General features: G+C 60.7%; 12 protein-coding genes. 3 read left to right on the top strand and 9 right to left on the bottom strand.

The genetic code is table 11. From position 1 onward, the window contains the following. Positions 1–311: 311 nt before the first annotated feature. Together F3J19_RS01210 and F3J19_RS01205 are read left to right on the top strand one after the other, a co-directional pair. Positions 312–1520: a glycosyltransferase gene (locus F3J19_RS01210; protein ID WP_167036413.1), complete on the top strand. Its 1209-nt coding sequence runs from the start codon at positions 312–314 to the stop codon at positions 1518–1520. A 615-nt stretch (positions 1521–2135) separates the two neighbouring features. Next, positions 2136–3065, top strand: coding sequence for a phytanoyl-CoA dioxygenase family protein (locus F3J19_RS01205; RefSeq protein ID WP_167036410.1), 930 nt, complete (start codon positions 2136–2138; stop codon positions 3063–3065). Positions 3066–3215: 150 nt separating this feature from the next. On the opposite strand, the gene F3J19_RS01200 is transcribed toward F3J19_RS01205, so the two are convergent. The 5 genes from F3J19_RS01200 to F3J19_RS01180 all read right to left on the bottom strand — a co-directional run bounded on the left by F3J19_RS01200 (position 3216) and on the right by F3J19_RS01180 (position 10980). Beyond that, complete coding sequence (locus F3J19_RS01200) at positions 3216–4496, bottom strand: glycosyltransferase (protein WP_167036407.1); 1281 nt, start codon at positions 4494–4496, stop codon at positions 3216–3218. Between the two features lie 276 nt (positions 4497–4772). Then, positions 4773–6014 (bottom strand): glycosyltransferase, encoded by a 1242-nt coding sequence (locus F3J19_RS01195; RefSeq protein ID WP_167036404.1) that lies wholly within the window; start codon positions 6012–6014, stop codon positions 4773–4775. After that, positions 6011–7246 (bottom strand): hypothetical protein, encoded by a 1236-nt coding sequence (locus tag F3J19_RS01190; protein ID WP_167036401.1) that lies wholly within the window; start codon positions 7244–7246, stop codon positions 6011–6013. Before F3J19_RS01190 ends, F3J19_RS01195 begins: the two co-directional genes overlap by 4 nt. Further along, positions 7243–8679: a DUF6418 domain-containing protein gene (locus tag F3J19_RS01185; RefSeq protein WP_240158617.1), complete on the bottom strand. Its 1437-nt coding sequence runs from the start codon at positions 8677–8679 to the stop codon at positions 7243–7245. Before F3J19_RS01185 ends, F3J19_RS01190 begins: the two co-directional genes overlap by 4 nt. Positions 8680–8772: 93 nt before the next feature. After that, entirely contained in the window at positions 8773–10980 is a 2208-nt protein-coding gene (locus F3J19_RS01180; protein WP_167036397.1) for a polysaccharide biosynthesis tyrosine autokinase, read from the bottom strand. 176 nt (positions 10981–11156) lie between these two features. Here F3J19_RS01180 and F3J19_RS01175 point away from each other — a divergent pair, with 176 nt between their 5' ends. After that, positions 11157–12461 carry a hypothetical protein gene (locus tag F3J19_RS01175; RefSeq protein WP_167036394.1) on the top strand — a complete coding sequence of 435 codons (1305 nt, stop codon included), beginning with the start codon at positions 11157–11159 and terminating at the stop codon, positions 12459–12461. Here the strand turns inward: F3J19_RS01175 and gmhB are convergent. The 4 genes from gmhB to F3J19_RS01155 are packed head-to-tail and all read right to left on the bottom strand — an operon-like array spanning position 12439 to position 15410. After that, positions 12439–13068 carry a D-glycero-beta-D-manno-heptose 1,7-bisphosphate 7-phosphatase gene (gene gmhB, locus F3J19_RS01170; protein ID WP_167036391.1) on the bottom strand — a complete coding sequence of 210 codons (630 nt, stop codon included), beginning with the start codon at positions 13066–13068 and terminating at the stop codon, positions 12439–12441. The genes F3J19_RS01175 and gmhB overlap by 23 nt on opposite strands. Then, positions 13058–13795 (bottom strand): nucleotidyltransferase family protein, encoded by a 738-nt coding sequence (locus F3J19_RS01165; protein ID WP_167036388.1) that lies wholly within the window; start codon positions 13793–13795, stop codon positions 13058–13060. The genes gmhB and F3J19_RS01165 overlap by 11 nt, the downstream gene beginning before the upstream one ends. Then, entirely contained in the window at positions 13792–14379 is a 588-nt protein-coding gene (locus tag F3J19_RS01160; RefSeq protein ID WP_167036385.1) for an SIS domain-containing protein, read from the bottom strand. Before F3J19_RS01160 ends, F3J19_RS01165 begins: the two co-directional genes overlap by 4 nt. Then, the gene (locus F3J19_RS01155) at positions 14376–15410 is read right to left on the bottom strand and encodes a dehydrogenase (RefSeq protein WP_167036936.1); all 1035 of its coding nucleotides are present in this window, start codon (positions 15408–15410) and stop codon (positions 14376–14378) included. Before F3J19_RS01155 ends, F3J19_RS01160 begins: the two co-directional genes overlap by 4 nt. Positions 15411–15654: the final 244 nt, after the last annotated feature.

Below are 15654 nucleotides of genomic sequence, written 5' to 3'. Positions count from 1 at the left end.
ATGACGGCAACGGCGCTCAGTATATGTCTGAGGGTTCACATGATGGCTCCATCGAGCAACACGAAGCCTGCATGCGAGGAATCCGTCGAGTGCCGTCGCAAGCGGACCGAATGGCCTCGAACGGACGGCCTCGTGTTTCAGGAAAATACGAGAAGTTCGACAGCATCCCGTTCAACGGACCGGCTCGCGTTTCTCCATTCAGGACGCCGCTCGAACGCCTCCAGATAAACGCCGGCCGAACGAAGATTCAGGCAGCTATACGCCGATATTCGCTCAGCGGCCCGTCAACCTTGTTTTCGCCAGAACTATCCATGAAATTATTTTCCATGCTGTCCGGACGCGATGCGGCAGAACTGCATAAACCGGTCTCGCAAGAAAGCGCCGTACCGAATGCGGCCGACGGTGCACGGATCGTGTGGTTCATGGGGCCGCGGCCAAGCAGTCTGACCGGAGTAGGTCAGCATAGTCTTGCATTGGCTGCGGGTTTGAGGAAGTACACGAACTTCCGCGTCGAAACAGTCGATATCGATGCACAGCCTCGCTCGCTCAAGCGTTACTGGACGCAATTGGTGCTGTACCCGCTGCACGCAATTCGCGTGGCACGTTCATGCGACATGATCATCCTTTATCAGGAAGACCTCAGTTTCATGATCCCGATCATCCATCTCGCCGGTGGTCGGGTCTGTCTGATGTTCCATCACGTCCAGATTCCAGGCCATGCTCGCGGCATCGTGGAAAAGCTCAAGTCACTTTATGTCAAGACACTTCTTCCGCTGGCGCCGAAAGCGGATCTCGTGCTCGTCGAAGCCGACTCGGCGGCCAAGGATCTGGTACGCGCTGCCCCGGTGAAGCCCGAGCTCGTGCAGATCGTGCCCTGCCCGTTCGAAGACAAATATTCGCCGCTCGCCGCGGCGACACGGAGTGAGACTCGCGCTCAGGCGCGGGCGATTCTGAAGCAACGCCTTGGTCTGGACATGGGCGACGCGCTGGTGCTGCTCAATGTCGGCTCCGATGAGACGCGTAAGAACAACCTCACCCTGTTCCAGGCGCTGGCCAAACTGGCACGCAAGGATCTGATGATCGTTCGGGCAGGCAAAGCGTTCAATGCCGCTAATCGCATGGAATGCAAAACGCTCGCCGAAACGTCCGGGCTCCGTGCTCACTTCGCCGACTCCGTCAGCGAGGAAGATCTCGGATACTTTTATCAAGCTGCGGACATCTATGTTTCGGCGACATTGCACGAAGGCTTCGGCCGCACCGTGATCGAAGCACAGATGGCGGGAACGCCCGTGATCGCATCGGACATCCCGGTCTTTCGCGGCTCCATGAAGGACTCGTTCCTTGCCGTTGCAAACCCGACGAATCCGAACGAATGGGCGGCGGCAATCGGCAGCCTGATCGACTCCCCTTCCCGGATGGACGAACTGCGGGAGCGCGGTACAACCAATGCACAGCAATACTCGACACACGTCGTGTGCGCCGGGTTGCATCGCATTCTGCTTCGGGCGTTTCGCGGCTAGGCGTACGGCAGGTCGTTGCGCTTTTCCAAATCACGGTGCCGGACCTTTAACGCCGATACTCCCTCGCTTGAAGCGCCCTGCATTTGCAGCGCCTCCGATGGTTACGACACTCGGCGCGGTCGCTTGCCATGCAACACCGCGTAGCACGTTCGTAGCGGCCGCCCTGCTCGTGTTCGCCATGCATCGGGCCGTGACACAGCTATTTCTCTCTCCTGCATCACCATTGCATTGATGCAATGCGTAGCCAGCGCAACCGTCGAGATCGGTCGGCACGCGCGTGCCGACCGATCTCGACTTATCGCTCACTTTGCATGACTGCATGAGTCGTCACAAATTATTCACGGATAACTCTTTGTCGATCGCAACACGACACCGTGCTATTCAATCCATTCATCGCTCAATCGTCTAATACCTATAGGTCTCAATAGAAAAACTCGCAAAATGCGAGAGAGCCTGCCGAGAAATAGTAAGAGTACCTATATCGAGAAATAGACATTCGATGACAGCCCTATATGACAACAACATGAAAGTGCCGATATAGGCGGTATCGAACATATTTAACAATTAACAACTTTTAAGATTATTCCATCAAGGTCGGAACGCATTGGAGAAGACATGCAAACAAACTTTGTGCTCCCCGATCGTCTCACGCAGAACAGTTTACTCGCCGATCAGATTGCCACGCTTCGAGAGCGTGGCTTCGGTTCGTTTGAGAACATTGCCTCGCTGGAAGAAATAGCCGAACTGAAAGGCATCTGTGAGCGACTGATATTCGCCGGCGCGGGTGCCCAGGAGGGGGCTTTGTTCGACTTCATTGGCGACAATCCTCTCGCCTCGACGGCATTGACGCAGCTCAGTATGCCGAGCAACTTCAATCCGCGGCTGCGCCGAACCAATTATCACAAGCGGCTCGAAGTCCTCGCGAGGCAGGTTCTCGGTCCCAAGGCGCGCTTCGCGGGAGATCACCTCTTCTACAAGCCGCCGGTGGCCGGCCCTGAAACCCCCTGGCATCAGGACGAAGCATTTCACGACCCGCGGTTCAACTACCAGGAAGTGAGCTTCTGGCTACCTCTGCAACCGGCGACTATCGAAAACGGCTGTCTTCGTTTTATTCCGGGTTCGCATCGGTGGAGCGTTCAGCCTCATAGAAAACTCCCGGGCAAGGAACGTTCGCACGGAATTGAATGCTATGAAGGATTCGATCCCGACGACGCAATCTTCTGTCCTGTGCCGGTTGGCGGATGTACGGTTCATCTGGGCCGCACGTTGCATGGTGCCGGGCCGAATGTCACCGCAACGGCGCGCTTTGCCTATGTCGTCGTCTTCGATGTTCCCGCTACCGTTTCGACGGAATACCGCGAGTTCAACTGGCTCAATCAGACCACGACGCGAGACGAGATCGAAGTCAATTGGCTGCGGGGCAAGGGGAAAATTACCGCTCTGTATCGGCGCGTGATGCGACGGAACAATATCGATCCGTATCGTCTTTATTATGGATTCAAACGCCGCTGGTGGACGTTGATGCACAAGCGGAAGCGCATATAGCACGTCAAGCGGGGTGCGCCGGAACTTCCAGGGACTTCTATTGCGCGCCCCTCTCCTGCTCAGGCAACGCAATCCTTCTGGAACGAATCCATCTGGCGCCGTACACGCCTCGCGGTGACTCACGGCAAGGCGTGAGTCACCGCGCCACGCTCACGGCAGCTTTGCCGGACTACTACGCTGCGCGATGGTGGACATTTTCCCTTCGCCGACAACACCACTTGTCTCGGTCTCCGGAACGTACACCGGCCGCAGCAGATCGCCCCAACGCCGTGCAAACACCGGCATGCTGAAATTGCGCTCGCAGAAAGCCGCAAACCGCGTCGCGGCCTCCATGACTTCATCCAGATCGCCGGAAGGATCGCCGAGGAAACGATGCAGTCGCGCCTCATCCATCGCCAGAGCGGCATCTTCGAAATTCAGCCCCTCGTACGCAGCGTCGTTGCCAACCGGAACGCAACCGAACGAGACAGCCTCGAGTACCTTCGACTTGATGCCGCCGCGCAAAAATGTCGGACATAGGGCAATCGAGTTAGGCGTATAGACTTCGTCGAGCGTCCTGGCAAAGCCGGCGAACACGACGTTCGGCACCGCTTCGTATTGACGGGACATGCGCCCGTATATAACGAGTGGCAAGCTCAATTCGAGCTTCTTCCAGGATGCCAGCAGATATTCGATTGCAAGCCGGTTCTGCAACTGGCTGTCCGCACCAACGAATACGAACCGAACCGGATCGGCGGGCCGCACCGCCGGCTTGACCGAGTCAACCGGCGGCGCGATCACATACACCCGCCTTTTCAACGCACCGGGAAGGATGCGGGTCAACGCGTCGGCATCCGTCGTCGACACCAGCGTGACGGCATTCGACACCGTCGTCGCCCGCCGCTCATGGCCTTTCAGTGCAGACTCCTCGTATCTGAGCAGCAGATTGCGGGCGAATCGCGAATTGATCAGCGAAACGATGGCAGGGGGAATCGACTTGGCAAGGTAGCCGACGGACAACGCGAAATTGCCGGTTCTCAGGATATGGGCGCGCCGCGACATCAGATCGTCCAGGTCGCTGATGATATGGCTCGACGGATAGCGCCGGCGCACGAAGGCAGCATAGTCGACCATCCGGATGCCGTCGAAATAGATGACGTCGGGCTGATAGTCTTCGATCGCCTCGACCAGCCGCTTCTTTCCGTCGGCACTGGCGAACATGGCGACTTGCAGTGCGCAAGGCCGGCCCGTCACCAGACCTTCGGCGACCCTGAGCCCGGCGCGCAGCTTCGAGGCGAGCGTACCCGTTTCGAATACGGAGTGAATCTTGAGTTCGCGCACATCCGCATCCATGCCGATCGCTTTGCGAATAAAACACAACGTGCGCTCGCGTCCATTGGACGCGGCCCGGGGAATCTCCCGGGTCATTACCATCAGTACGCGTTTTCTCATGATGCCTCCCGAGCGGAAATAGTTCCTGAATCGTTCCGCTGGGCTACGGAAGCAAGTTCAGATCCGAAGTGCCGCGATATCAATGGAATCTCTTTACCGATATTCACAGAAATCCACCTTTCTCTTTATACTATTCGCCATACTAATTAATCAGAACACCAGGCTGGCCGTTAAACTTCCGCCAACCTCCATGCTTCGCAAATCCGCTGCGTCGCCGAATTTGCAATACGTATGCGTCCGGGGCGGCTGGCGCGTCCATCCCGTCCGCACACCGGATTAGCTGCGAGCGTCCCGGTCGGCTTCGATTACGCTCACACTCGCTGCGCGCCGATCCCGTCTCGCGGCAGCTCGCAGGACCGCTTCGAATTGCTGCAGTTGTCGCGGCGGCAAGAAGTGACTGCGCCGTTCGTGGCAACGGCGAGCCATGTCGCGATAGAAAGCCGGATCGTCGATAAAGCGGCGAATCAGCGCACCGAGCGCCGCGACGTCGCCTCGCGGGACCGTCAATTCGGGAAAAGCACTGAATACTTCGGGCAATCCACCGGACGTAAACGCAATGGATGGCTTGAAGAATTCCCACGGCTCGAACGCGACCATGCCGAACGGTTCGTTCCACATCGACGTCACGACCACCAGATCGACAAGCGGATAAAAATCTTTAGCCGGCATAAAGCCATAACGCACGACCCGCAGATCGGGGTACTCCGCGATCAGTTGATCCAGAATCCGTTCGTTGTCCCGGCCGGCAATATGCAACTCGAGGTTGCCTGTTCGCGCCGCAGCCGCGCCCGCAAAGAACTCGCGAATACCTTTCGTCGCGTCGGTGCGTCCAATGAAGCCGATTCGAAAAGGCTTGCGCGGTTCGACGGGTATGGCAGGAACAGCGCTGAACGGCTGCCGCGCGTTATGAATGACGCAGGGCTGCGCGGCGCCGAAGAAGTTTTGCCGTCGATGGCGTTCCAGCACGAATTCGCTGACGCCCACCACATGCCCGACCAGCCGCGAGAACCACGCCTTGGGCGCCGAAACGCTCCGGCACCCCTTGCAGGCCTGTTCGCATGCGCGGCCATTGCGGAACATCGTCGAGGTCGGACAGATCAGCCAATAGTCATGCAGCACATGCACGACGGGAATCCGCAAACACCAAGCAGCGAGCCAGATGGCCGGCCCCATGCCCTTGAGGTTGTTCGTGCACAGCACGTCGATACCGAGGCGCCGCAAATGGCGCAGCACGTAGAAGAATACGAGCGGGTTGAACGTATCCAATGCGCCGAACAAGGCCTTTTTCAGCCCGCTGCGCTCAGCGTGCGAAAACTGGTTGTAGATGTTCGTATTCGGCATGCTGTGCACGTGCAGACCATCGACAACCACGGTTTCTGCCGAGCGCGAATCCGACAGGGTAAAGATCGACACGTCATGCCCGCGGTCGCGAAGCTGAACCGCGAGATCGTAGACGACCACTTCGGTGCCGCCGACGACATGCGGCGGAAAGCGGTTATTGCAGAGGCAGAGTTTCATTGCGCCACCTTTAAACGTTGCCCCTGTCCGAAGACGGCAGCCCAGAACAGGACGATCGACAAGGCCGTCCCTACCGCCGGCGCATACATCATGAGCGCCGTCGGCATGACGAATGGCGCCACGCCGATCGCGGCGATGGTCACGAGCAGCTTGATCGTCATCAGCCGGTAACGGCGCGCGGCGATGAGCCAGGTCGTCAGCCCCGCGTCCACGAACGTCGCGATCGAGCAGGCCGTGCCGAAGATCATCACGGGAATGCCGGCTTCGAACGCGGGGCCATAGATCACGAGGAACACCGCGCGCCCGACGAACAGGCTTCCGACGAGCGCCACCGCGGCGATTACCGCCAGATACGCGCTGAGCTTGATCGCCTTGCTGCGCAGCTGGTCTTCGCCGCGCGCGACGAACACCATGGCCGGGGCAAGCGCCAGCGCGAGCGTCGTGCCCACGGAATTCCACTGCTCGACGAGCGACGCCGCAGCCGCATAGATACCGAGGTCCGTCTTCGACATCAGCGTGCCGAGCAACAGCCGGTCCATGCGCAGCACCAGCACGCTCGCGGCAATCGCGGGCCACATCCGGAGTCCGCGAACGATCAGCGTTCGCTTGACCGTTTCCGAGCCGTGCAGGGACGGCGGCCGGTTGAACGCGAGCGTCCGGTAACGGGTGAACGGCGCGGCCGCCGCCACGTAGGCTTCGAGCGGCCAGGCGAACGAGGCGATGACCGCGCCGACCGACGCGTGAGCGGCGCCCAGCAGCCACAGCACCCGCACGCCGCTCGCGTAGGCTTTCGCCCGCGTGATGACCCACGGCTTGGTTTCCGCGTAGGCCATCAGCGAGCCGAGCGCGATGGGCTCGCATAGCATCACGAGTCCGGCGACCAGCATCAGCGCGTTGTTCGAGGACTGCGTCAGCAAGGCGACGACAACCAGAAACAGCAGCGTCACGCTGAGCGTGGAGCCCAGACGCAAACGGAACGCGCGATAGAACACGAGGTGCCGCAGCCGCGGATGTCGGCCGAAGATCGGCGACACGGCCTGGGCGCTGAAGATCAATGCAGCACTACTGACGACATAGGCGAGCGATAAGGCAAACTGCAATTCGCCGAAAAACCGCGCACCGTACAGCGTGGCGAACAGGTGGTTGCTCGCGACCGCCGCGAGCGCGCCGATCGCCTTTTCGCATACGACGCCGGACAGCGAGGAAAACAGCAGGGTTCGAAAAGATTTCACTGTGCCACCAGCCGTTTCAGTTTGATCGGCGCGGCCCGCGAATCAACCAGCCTCCACCAGAGGAACGTCATCGCCACGTACAGCAACGTGCGGACGCTGAAGAAAGACCAATAGTCGCCTTGCTGGATTCCGGAGTTCGCATAGCTCAGCAGCTTGACGATCAGCCAGAGCATGATGACGCCGCCACGCAGCGCGAACACGATCTGCAATGCGCAAAGCGCCCCGTATATCACGCCCGTGAAGGCAACGAACAACGCGCCGCCGACGAGGCCGAACCAGAACACGGGGACCGCCATCTGTCCCATCGTGAAGGTGACGTCGTCTTTGATATAGGTCGAAATCAGATGCGGCTCGCCGTAGGCGACCATGACGTCGCGCAGGCCGCTCACGCCAATGGCGTCGTCGAAACCCGGCTGGGTCAGCGACAGCAGCGATTCGGCGAAGCGCCGGAAAGCCGGTGCGCCGCCCAACGCGGGCGCGCTGAACAGATGCGCGTCGTAGTCGACCACGTACCAGACCTGCCCTTGCAATAGCGAGCGGTCCGTTATCGTGTTTTTGACGTCGAGCCCCTGCCCCTGATAGGCGGAAAATACCGAAGCGATCCCGATGATCAACGCGACGCCGCCCCCGATCGCCATATATCGCAGCACCGGCTTGCCTCTCATCAGCAGCACCGCGATCACCGGAGCGAGCACCGAGAGACCGAAGTGCAGCACGGACATGAACTGCTCGCCGTGAAGAATGTAGAGACCTGTCGTCAGGACGATCAGTGCGACCGAAAACCATCTGACGAGCGGGTTCCTGCTGGTGGCAAGCGCGCCGAGAATCAGGGCGAGAAAGGTCTGGTTGTTGAGGAACGTGTTGAACAGCACGCTATCGGTCCCGGTACTGTCGTTCCGGATCGTGTACCGGTTCACGCCGTTGATCAGCGCGAAACCTTGCGTCAGGCCCGCCGCCACACCGGCGCCGATGATCGCGAGTGCCAATGAAAATCCGAGCATCACGCTGCGCGAGTCGGCGGTAATCAGCGCGACCGGCACGCTCGGCGCGCGAATATTCAGGAAACGATCGAAGCCGTAGAGCGCACAGCTGACGAATACGACATAGAACAGCAGGAGCCGGCTAAACGCGCCGTTCGGTTCGCCCCGGACCGCCGTTTCGATCATCAGACCGCCCGCCTCGATGCCGATGCCGGCGACGAACGCGGTCATGCCGATCATCATGAAATAGAGCATCGACACCGAAAACAGCGGTCGCGTCGCCACCAGATAAATAACCGCGATCGCTGCCAGCACGAAGGTCCATGTCGCGCTCGCCTGTGCGTAGCCGAGCGATGGCAGCGCCGTATTGAACAGCAAGGCGACGAGGGCCACGACCGGAACGATCAGGTGGGTCAGGGAAATGGTCGGCTCGCTAGCCTGTTGCATTTGCATGGCCTGTCCGTTGTTTGATTCCGCAGATGTGTGCTGGCCGTCCGCAGCCTGAACGCGCGGTCCTCGCGATCAGGCACGGCCAGTGGAAACTATTCAGCTCTGCTCAGACATGTACCGGTAAGCATTCGAGTAATACCCGTAACGCAGCGGCGAGGGGACGAAGCCATTGAATACGAGGCCATCGACCGTCGTGCCGACCTTCCCGAGCCGCGACATCGATTCGGCGACCTCGGCGTAACTCACTTCTCCGTGGCGCGCGACGAACAGCGTCATGTCCGCGAATCTCGACAGCGCGGCCGCATCGAGTACCGGCAGCACCGGCGGCGAATCGACGATCACGACGTCGTATTCTTCCCGCAGCGACGCGATCACCGGTCCGAAGTTGTCGGCGCTCAGCAGCTTGGCCGCCTTGCTCGTTTTCTTGCCGGCCGGCAGCGCGTGGAAATTGTCGGTCGGGCGAGAGATCACATCGGCCGGCTCGAACGCGCCCTCGAGAACGCCGGACAAGCCGTCGCTGGTATCGCCGGAAAGATAGCGATGAACCTTGGACTTGCGCATATCGGCATCCAGCAGCAGGGTCTTGAGTCCCTTTTCGGCCAGCAGATACGCGAGGTTGGCCGAGATCAACGACTTGCCCTGGTTGGGCACCGCCGAGGTAATCAGCACGACCTTGCCGTCGCCCTTCTCGGCCAGCGAGCATTGCACGGCTAGCGCAAGGCTTTCCATCGCTTCGATGATCGGCGTTTCCGTTTCCTCCGCGCTGATCAGGAAGGTATGTTCCGGCTTGCCCGCCGCAATTTGCTGGGCCGGCGAGATCGGCAGGATGCCGAGCGTATCGATACCGACGACCGCCTCCAGCCGCTTCGGGTCGCGAATCCGGCCCGCACCGAGTGCCTTGAGCTGCGTGGCGATAAAGCCGAACAGCGCACCCGCCACGCCACCCAGCACGATGGCGAGCATCGCATTCGGACGGCTCGGCTTTTCCGCCACTTCCGCGTAATCCACGATCGACGCGTTGCCGCCATTGCTCGCAGTCGCGATCTGCAACTGCTGTGCGTTGTTCATCAGGCCCACATACAGCTGGTTCTCGACATCGACATCGCGCGAGAGCCGCAGGTATTCCTGCTGCAAGCCGGGCAGTTGCGCGATGCGCTCAGACAGCTGATGCGATGCGACGTCGAGCTGCTTGAGTTTTCCCAGCACGGCATCCAGCGGCGGCTGACCGAGCTGAAACTTGGAGCGCATGTCCTGGTAAGTCAGGTTGGTTTCCAGCCGGGCTTTCTCGATCGCGGCGGACTGGTCGAGCAAAACCTTGATTTCGCCGTTCACATCGATGCTGCCTTCACGCAGACGAAACGTGTTGAGCGCTTCTTCCGCTTTTTGCAGCCGCGCGCGCACAGTCGGGATCTGCGAATTCAGGAAGCTGAGACTGCGTTCCGACTCCTGCGCGCGGCGCGTGACGTTGTTCGTCAGATACGCGTCGGCAATCGCATTGACGAGGCGTGCGGCATAGAACGGATTGCTTTCGTTGTATTCCAGTTCGAAGACGCCCGAGTCCCGCTTGGTTTCGGCCACGTTGAGCTTCTTGATAATCTGGTCGACGGTCGCCTGCGTCGCGTGCCTGACGAGGACGAACTCGGTGCCCGGGCGCGCCGCCACGGCTTTCAGCAGCAGCCGGTAGTCGCCCGAGACGGCGAGTTCGCCAACCTTCCCGCTCAGCACTTCGTTGCCGTTACGATCCTGCAGCGTCCATTTGCCGTCGGCCTCGTACACCAGCACGTGCCGCTTGCCCATCTGGGCCGCGGGCACATCGAACGAGCCGACCGTCAGGTTCTCGCCGCCCCATGCCCAGTGCGTGAGGCCGAGCGGCGCGCCGGCGAGTCCATCCGGGTTCCGCGGCAGAATCGTGGCAAGCCAGCGGCCCAATACCGGGAAGGTGTTCTTGACCGTGACGCTCGTCTGCGCGGCCGCCGCATCGACCGCCTCGGCGACGACCGTGCGCGAACGCGCGACGTCGATCTCGCCGAGAATCGGAGAGCCATTGACATCGAGCGCGCGCGTCACCGTGGACAACGAACCGAGCGCACTGCTCTTTTTGTCTTCGATCTGGATAAATGCGTTGGCCGAGTACATCGGCGTGGCAATCAGCACGTAGAGGCATCCCAGCAGCAAACCCGATAACAGGACGCTGAAAAATAGACGGCGATAATTCAGGACGTTTTCGAGCAGATCGAACACCGGGAGTGCCGACACATCCTGAACAATAGCGGGGCTTTGTTCGCGACCGACATCGTTACGCATATGCAAACTCCAAAGATTGAAGACGCTGTTCTGGCGCCTGGTGGTGCCCGGGACACCAGGGCTTGCGTGCCGATGCGTCCGGAAGATAGAACTGACAGTAAGAGGTCCTACTGGACTAGAATGCCAACGTCAGCGGATAACTCATCAATACAGACTTCGTGTCCACGCGATCGGTTATGAGAACAGTTAAACGGATACTGCCCGCGTTAACCCTCTGTTTCAGTGCGGTAGCCCTCACAGCACATTGCGAAGAGCCGCCGCCGAATCTGGCCCCGCCTAATACGTCGGCGAGCCGTACTTTCGAGGCGACGCGCAACGGCAATCTCGGCGGCTCGACCTCGGTTTCCGACGTCAATATTCATACGCTGCTTTATCCGGGGCACACGACCAAGGTGCTTGCGCACTATTTGCCGTGGTGGTTCAACCCCGAATCGCGCGGTGTCGCGGTCGGCTATCGCTCGGACGATCCGGCGCAGGCGTTGCGCACCTTCAAGGACATGCACGCGCGCGGCGTCGATGGCGTAATCGTCGACTGGTACGGTCAGCACGATGCAAACGGCCAACCCGAACCGATCGACGTCGCGTGGCGCAAGTCGATGCCGGAACTGGAAAAATTCCCCGACATGTCGTTCTCGATCATGGTCGACGCCGGGACTTACAACTTCAATCATTGCAAGGGCTGCGACGTAACTCAGACCGTCCTTTCCCAGCTTGATTATTTGTCCCGCGCCTACTTTTCCTCCCGACAATATCTAAGGTATGACGGCCATCCGGTGGTCTACGAATTCGGCCTCGACTGGGCCGGCAAAGTCGACTGGTCGCGTATTCAGGCCGCGCATCCCGAGATAGCCTGGGTTCACATCCACAAGCAGGGTTTCGACCGGGACGACAGCGCGGGCGCCTTCGTGTGGGTCGCCCCTGGCCTCGCGTCGCGGAAAACCGGCAGCGCGGATTTATCGCAACTGAAGGAGTTCTATCGATATGCGCACACGGAGCCCGCGAAGATCGCAACCGGCGGCGTTTTCAAGGGCTTCGACGATCTGCTGGCCGCATGGGCGAAGCCCAACGAAAAGCATTACATGCCGCAAGCCTGTGGCGATACCTGGCTCGAAACCTTCGCTCTCGTCAACGAGGAGTACAGCGCGACGAACCAGTTGCCGTTTCTTCAGCTGATCACCTGGAACGACTACGAGGAAGGCACGGCGCTGGAGCCCGGGATCGACAACTGCGTCACGCTGCAGACACATCTTTCCGGCACTACGCTCGCCGTCGAACTGACCCATGCCGCGACCGTCGATCATCTCGAGCTTTATCAGGCGCTGGCGGACGGCGACTTTCGTCTGATCAACCGGTACGCAGCGGCAACGTCCACGATCGCGCTGCCCGCGGGCACTTCCGGCACGCTCTATCTGAAAGCGGTCGGCAAGCCTTTCTTCAAGAATGTCGTCTCCGCGCCGATCACGCCCGGGCGGGCGGAGTGACGTCCGCAACAACGTCCGCAATGACGTCCGGCCGACGCCGCGGCTCGCTTGAGCGCGTCTGCCCGAACCGGTCGAACAGTTCGGACAAGCTGTCGATGCGCGAGCAAAGCGAGGCGGTCAGTTCGTGCTCGTACTCACCCGCCGGCGCCAGCAGGAAACGATGCGCGACGCCGGCGCGCGACGCGGCCTGCAAATCCGACGGTTTATCGCCGATCATCAGCGATCCGGCCATGTCCAGATCGAAGTCCGCGCGCGCCTGGTCGAACATGCCGGGTTGCGGCTTGCGGCACGCGCAGGCCTGCCGGTACTCGCCGATACCGAACTCCGGATGGTGCGGGCAGTAATAGACCCGGTCGATGCGCGCTCCTCTGCTCTGGAATTCGCCGAGCATCCAGTCGGTGAACGCCTGAAACTGATCGACTGAGTAATAGCCGCGCCCGATGCCCGCCTGATTCGTCACGAGCACCACGACATAGCCCGCGTGATTCGCCATCCTCACGAGTTCGAAGATGTCTGCGAGGAACACGCATTCGTCCGCCTTGTGCAGATAGCCGACGTCGATATTGACGACGCCGTCCCGATCGAGAAACAGCGCTTTACGAGTCATGGGCGGATTGTTCGCACATCAGCGGCACCACGCGCTGGGCTCGCGCATAGTCCGACGGAATGCCGATATCGATGAACTCGGTGATCTCGGGAAAGACCCGGATGTCGAGCGCGTCGATCTGGCGGCGCAGGAAATCGTCTTCGAATGAAAACCGTTCGGGCAGCTCGAAACCGAGCAGGCGCGCGGCATCGACCGCGTACACGCCGGCATTGATGAACCCCGGCGCCTGCACAGGCCGCTTTTCTTCGAATGCGATCAGGCGCTTCGAGCCGGCGTCGAATTCGAGCGCGCCATATCGCGACGCATCGGACACGCGGGTCGCGGCAATGGCGAGATCGGCACCCGCCGCGTTGAAAAATTCCGCGAAGCCGGACAGGTCCAGGTCCGTGATCGTGTCGCCGTTCAGCACGATCATCCGGGGTGCGCCGCAGCGGCGCAGCGCATGCATGATCGCGCCGCCCGTGCCGAGCGGCTTGTCCTCTTCGATGACCGTCACGGACAATCCCAGCGACTGCCGCGCGAGCCAGCCGGTGATCTCGCCGCATCCATAACCGAGCGACAGCACGACGTCGGTCACCCGCTGCTGCTCGAGCCAGCGCAGCAGCCACGCGAGAAACGGCTGGCCGTCCACGCTGGCCATCGCTTTAGGCAGGCCTTCGCCGAGCACCGGCCGCAATCGCGTACCCAGGCCGCCCGCCAGGATCATGCACGGCAGCATCGTGCTCATGACGCGAAGATGTTCTCTTCGACGATGCCGCACACGATATGGCCGCACACCAGATGGCCTTCCTGGATCTTCGGCGTGGACGTCGACGGAATCTCGATGCACAGCTCGGTGCGGGCGCGCATCATGGCCGCGCCCTCGGGATGGCTGCCCGTGAAGCCGACGCGGAACATGCCGCGCTCCTTCGCGACATCGAGCGCATGCAGAATGTTCGGCGAGCGGCCGGAGGTCGAGTACGCCCAGAAGATGTCGCCGGGGCGGGCCACCGCTTCGATCTGCCGCGCAAACAGCTTCTCGTAGCCGTAGTCGTTGCCGATCGCCGTCATCACGGAAGTATCGACGGTCAGCGCGAACGCCGCCAATCCCGGCCGGTCGAAATTGAATCGGCTGACGAATTCGCCGGCAATATGCTGCGCGTCGGCCGCGCTGCCGCCGTTGCCGGCGAGCAAGACCTTGTTGCCGGCGCGCAGCGCTTTCGTGACCTGCTGCGCGAGCGCTTCGACGTTCCCGATCACCTGCGGACTGTTGGCAAGCGCGCTCAGAACCGCGACGGTCTTTTCGATCTCGTTGGTGACGGAAATGCTCACGATACTCTCCAGGATTGGGCACCGCTTTCGGTGAACGTGCAGGACATGACCTGACCCTCGCGGCTGGCCAGCGCACGCGTCACGGCCGGACGATCGATCGGGTCGACGATGAACATCATGAAGCCGCCGCCGCCCGCGCCCGAAACCTTGCCGGCTTTGGCGCCCGCATTGGTGGCGACGCGCCACAACTCGTCGATCGACGGATTGGAAATGCCTTTGGCCATGCGCTTTTTCGCCTCCCACGAGTCGCTCATCGAGGCGGCGATGCCGGCGAAGTCGGCGCGCAACACCGCCTCCTTCATCCGTGTCGCTTCCGCCTTGACTTCGTGAAGCGCGGCCAGCGGATCGGTCAGATTTTCGGTGACGTTGTTGCTCTGCTCCTTGATGATATTGGCCGATTCGCGCGATACGCCGGTGTAAAACAGCACGAGCGACGCTTCCAGTTCGGCCTTCGTATCCTGCTTGATGCGCAGCGGATTCACGATGACCTTGTCGCCGTAAAACTCCATGAAGTTCAGGCCGCCGAAGGTCGCCGCATACTGGTCCTGCTTGCCGCCCGCGAGCGCCAGATCGACCCGCTCGATGTCGTGAGCGAGTTTCGCGACGTCGTATTCGCCGAGCGGCAGCGAAAGCAGCTCGCAGAACGCTTCCACGAGCGCCACCACCACGGTCGACGACGAACCCAAGCCGGACCCCGGGGGCGCTTCGGAATGCGTAGTGATCGATACGGCCAGCGGATGCCCGCCATTGAATTGCTTGACGATCCGGTTGTACACGCCGACATGCAAACCGAGGCCCTTGATGGGCGGCAGTTCGGGAGAGATTTCTCCGATCCAGCGCACCTGCGTATCCGCGGCGGTCAGCTCGATGCGCGCGTCGTCGCGCGGCACGATCGACGCGTAGGCAAACCGGTCGATGGTTACGTTGAGCGTCAGTCCGCCGAACCGGTCGGAGTAAGGGGAGACGTCGGTTCCGCCTCCCGCCAGTCCAAGCCGCAGGGGTGCACGGGAGCGGGCGATAAAGTGCGCCATGATTTGTCCTTTCTCGGCAATAGAGCGGCCATGTGAACCAGTTACAAAAAGACAGCGCCATTCAGTCAGCAATCGGCCAATAGATAAGGAATGCTTGGCAATCGATTCGCATGCGCCGCCTCGCAACCCGCTTATCTGTCTGTCCAATACTGATTTGAAGCCACTTCTTCGAAACCAGACCGCAATCAAATGCATTAGTAAAACGAATGACATCGAACTCGTGGCACCGCCACTTCGATGGCCT

It is taken from the genome of Burkholderia sp. Ax-1724 (genome assembly GCF_011752995.1).
GTDB lineage: Bacteria > Pseudomonadota > Gammaproteobacteria > Burkholderiales > Burkholderiaceae > Paraburkholderia.
This window is presented reverse-complemented; position numbering and strand designations above follow the sequence as displayed.

Excerpts from the sequence above, each read along its gene's own strand:
- F3J19_RS01155 (WP_167036936.1), bottom strand. The coding sequence starts at position 15,410 with ATGGCGCACTTTATCGCCCGCTCCCGTGCACCCCTGCGGCTTGGACTG.
- F3J19_RS01185 (WP_240158617.1), bottom strand. The coding sequence starts at position 8,679 with ATGCAAATGCAACAGGCTAGCGAGCCGACCATTTCCCTGACCCACCTG.
- F3J19_RS01205 (WP_167036410.1), top strand. The coding sequence starts at position 2,136 with ATGCAAACAAACTTTGTGCTCCCCGATCGTCTCACGCAGAACAGTTTA.
- F3J19_RS01180 (WP_167036397.1), bottom strand. The coding sequence starts at position 10,980 with ATGCGTAACGATGTCGGTCGCGAACAAAGCCCCGCTATTGTTCAGGAT.
- F3J19_RS01165 (WP_167036388.1), bottom strand. The coding sequence starts at position 13,795 with ATGAGCACGATGCTGCCGTGCATGATCCTGGCGGGCGGCCTGGGTACG.
- gmhB (WP_167036391.1), bottom strand. The coding sequence starts at position 13,068 with ATGACTCGTAAAGCGCTGTTTCTCGATCGGGACGGCGTCGTCAATATC.
- F3J19_RS01195 (WP_167036404.1), bottom strand. The coding sequence starts at position 6,014 with ATGAAACTCTGCCTCTGCAATAACCGCTTTCCGCCGCATGTCGTCGGC.
- F3J19_RS01175 (WP_167036394.1), top strand. The coding sequence starts at position 11,157 with ATGAGAACAGTTAAACGGATACTGCCCGCGTTAACCCTCTGTTTCAGT.
- F3J19_RS01200 (WP_167036407.1), bottom strand. The coding sequence starts at position 4,496 with ATGAGAAAACGCGTACTGATGGTAATGACCCGGGAGATTCCCCGGGCC.
- F3J19_RS01210 (WP_167036413.1), top strand. The coding sequence starts at position 312 with ATGAAATTATTTTCCATGCTGTCCGGACGCGATGCGGCAGAACTGCAT.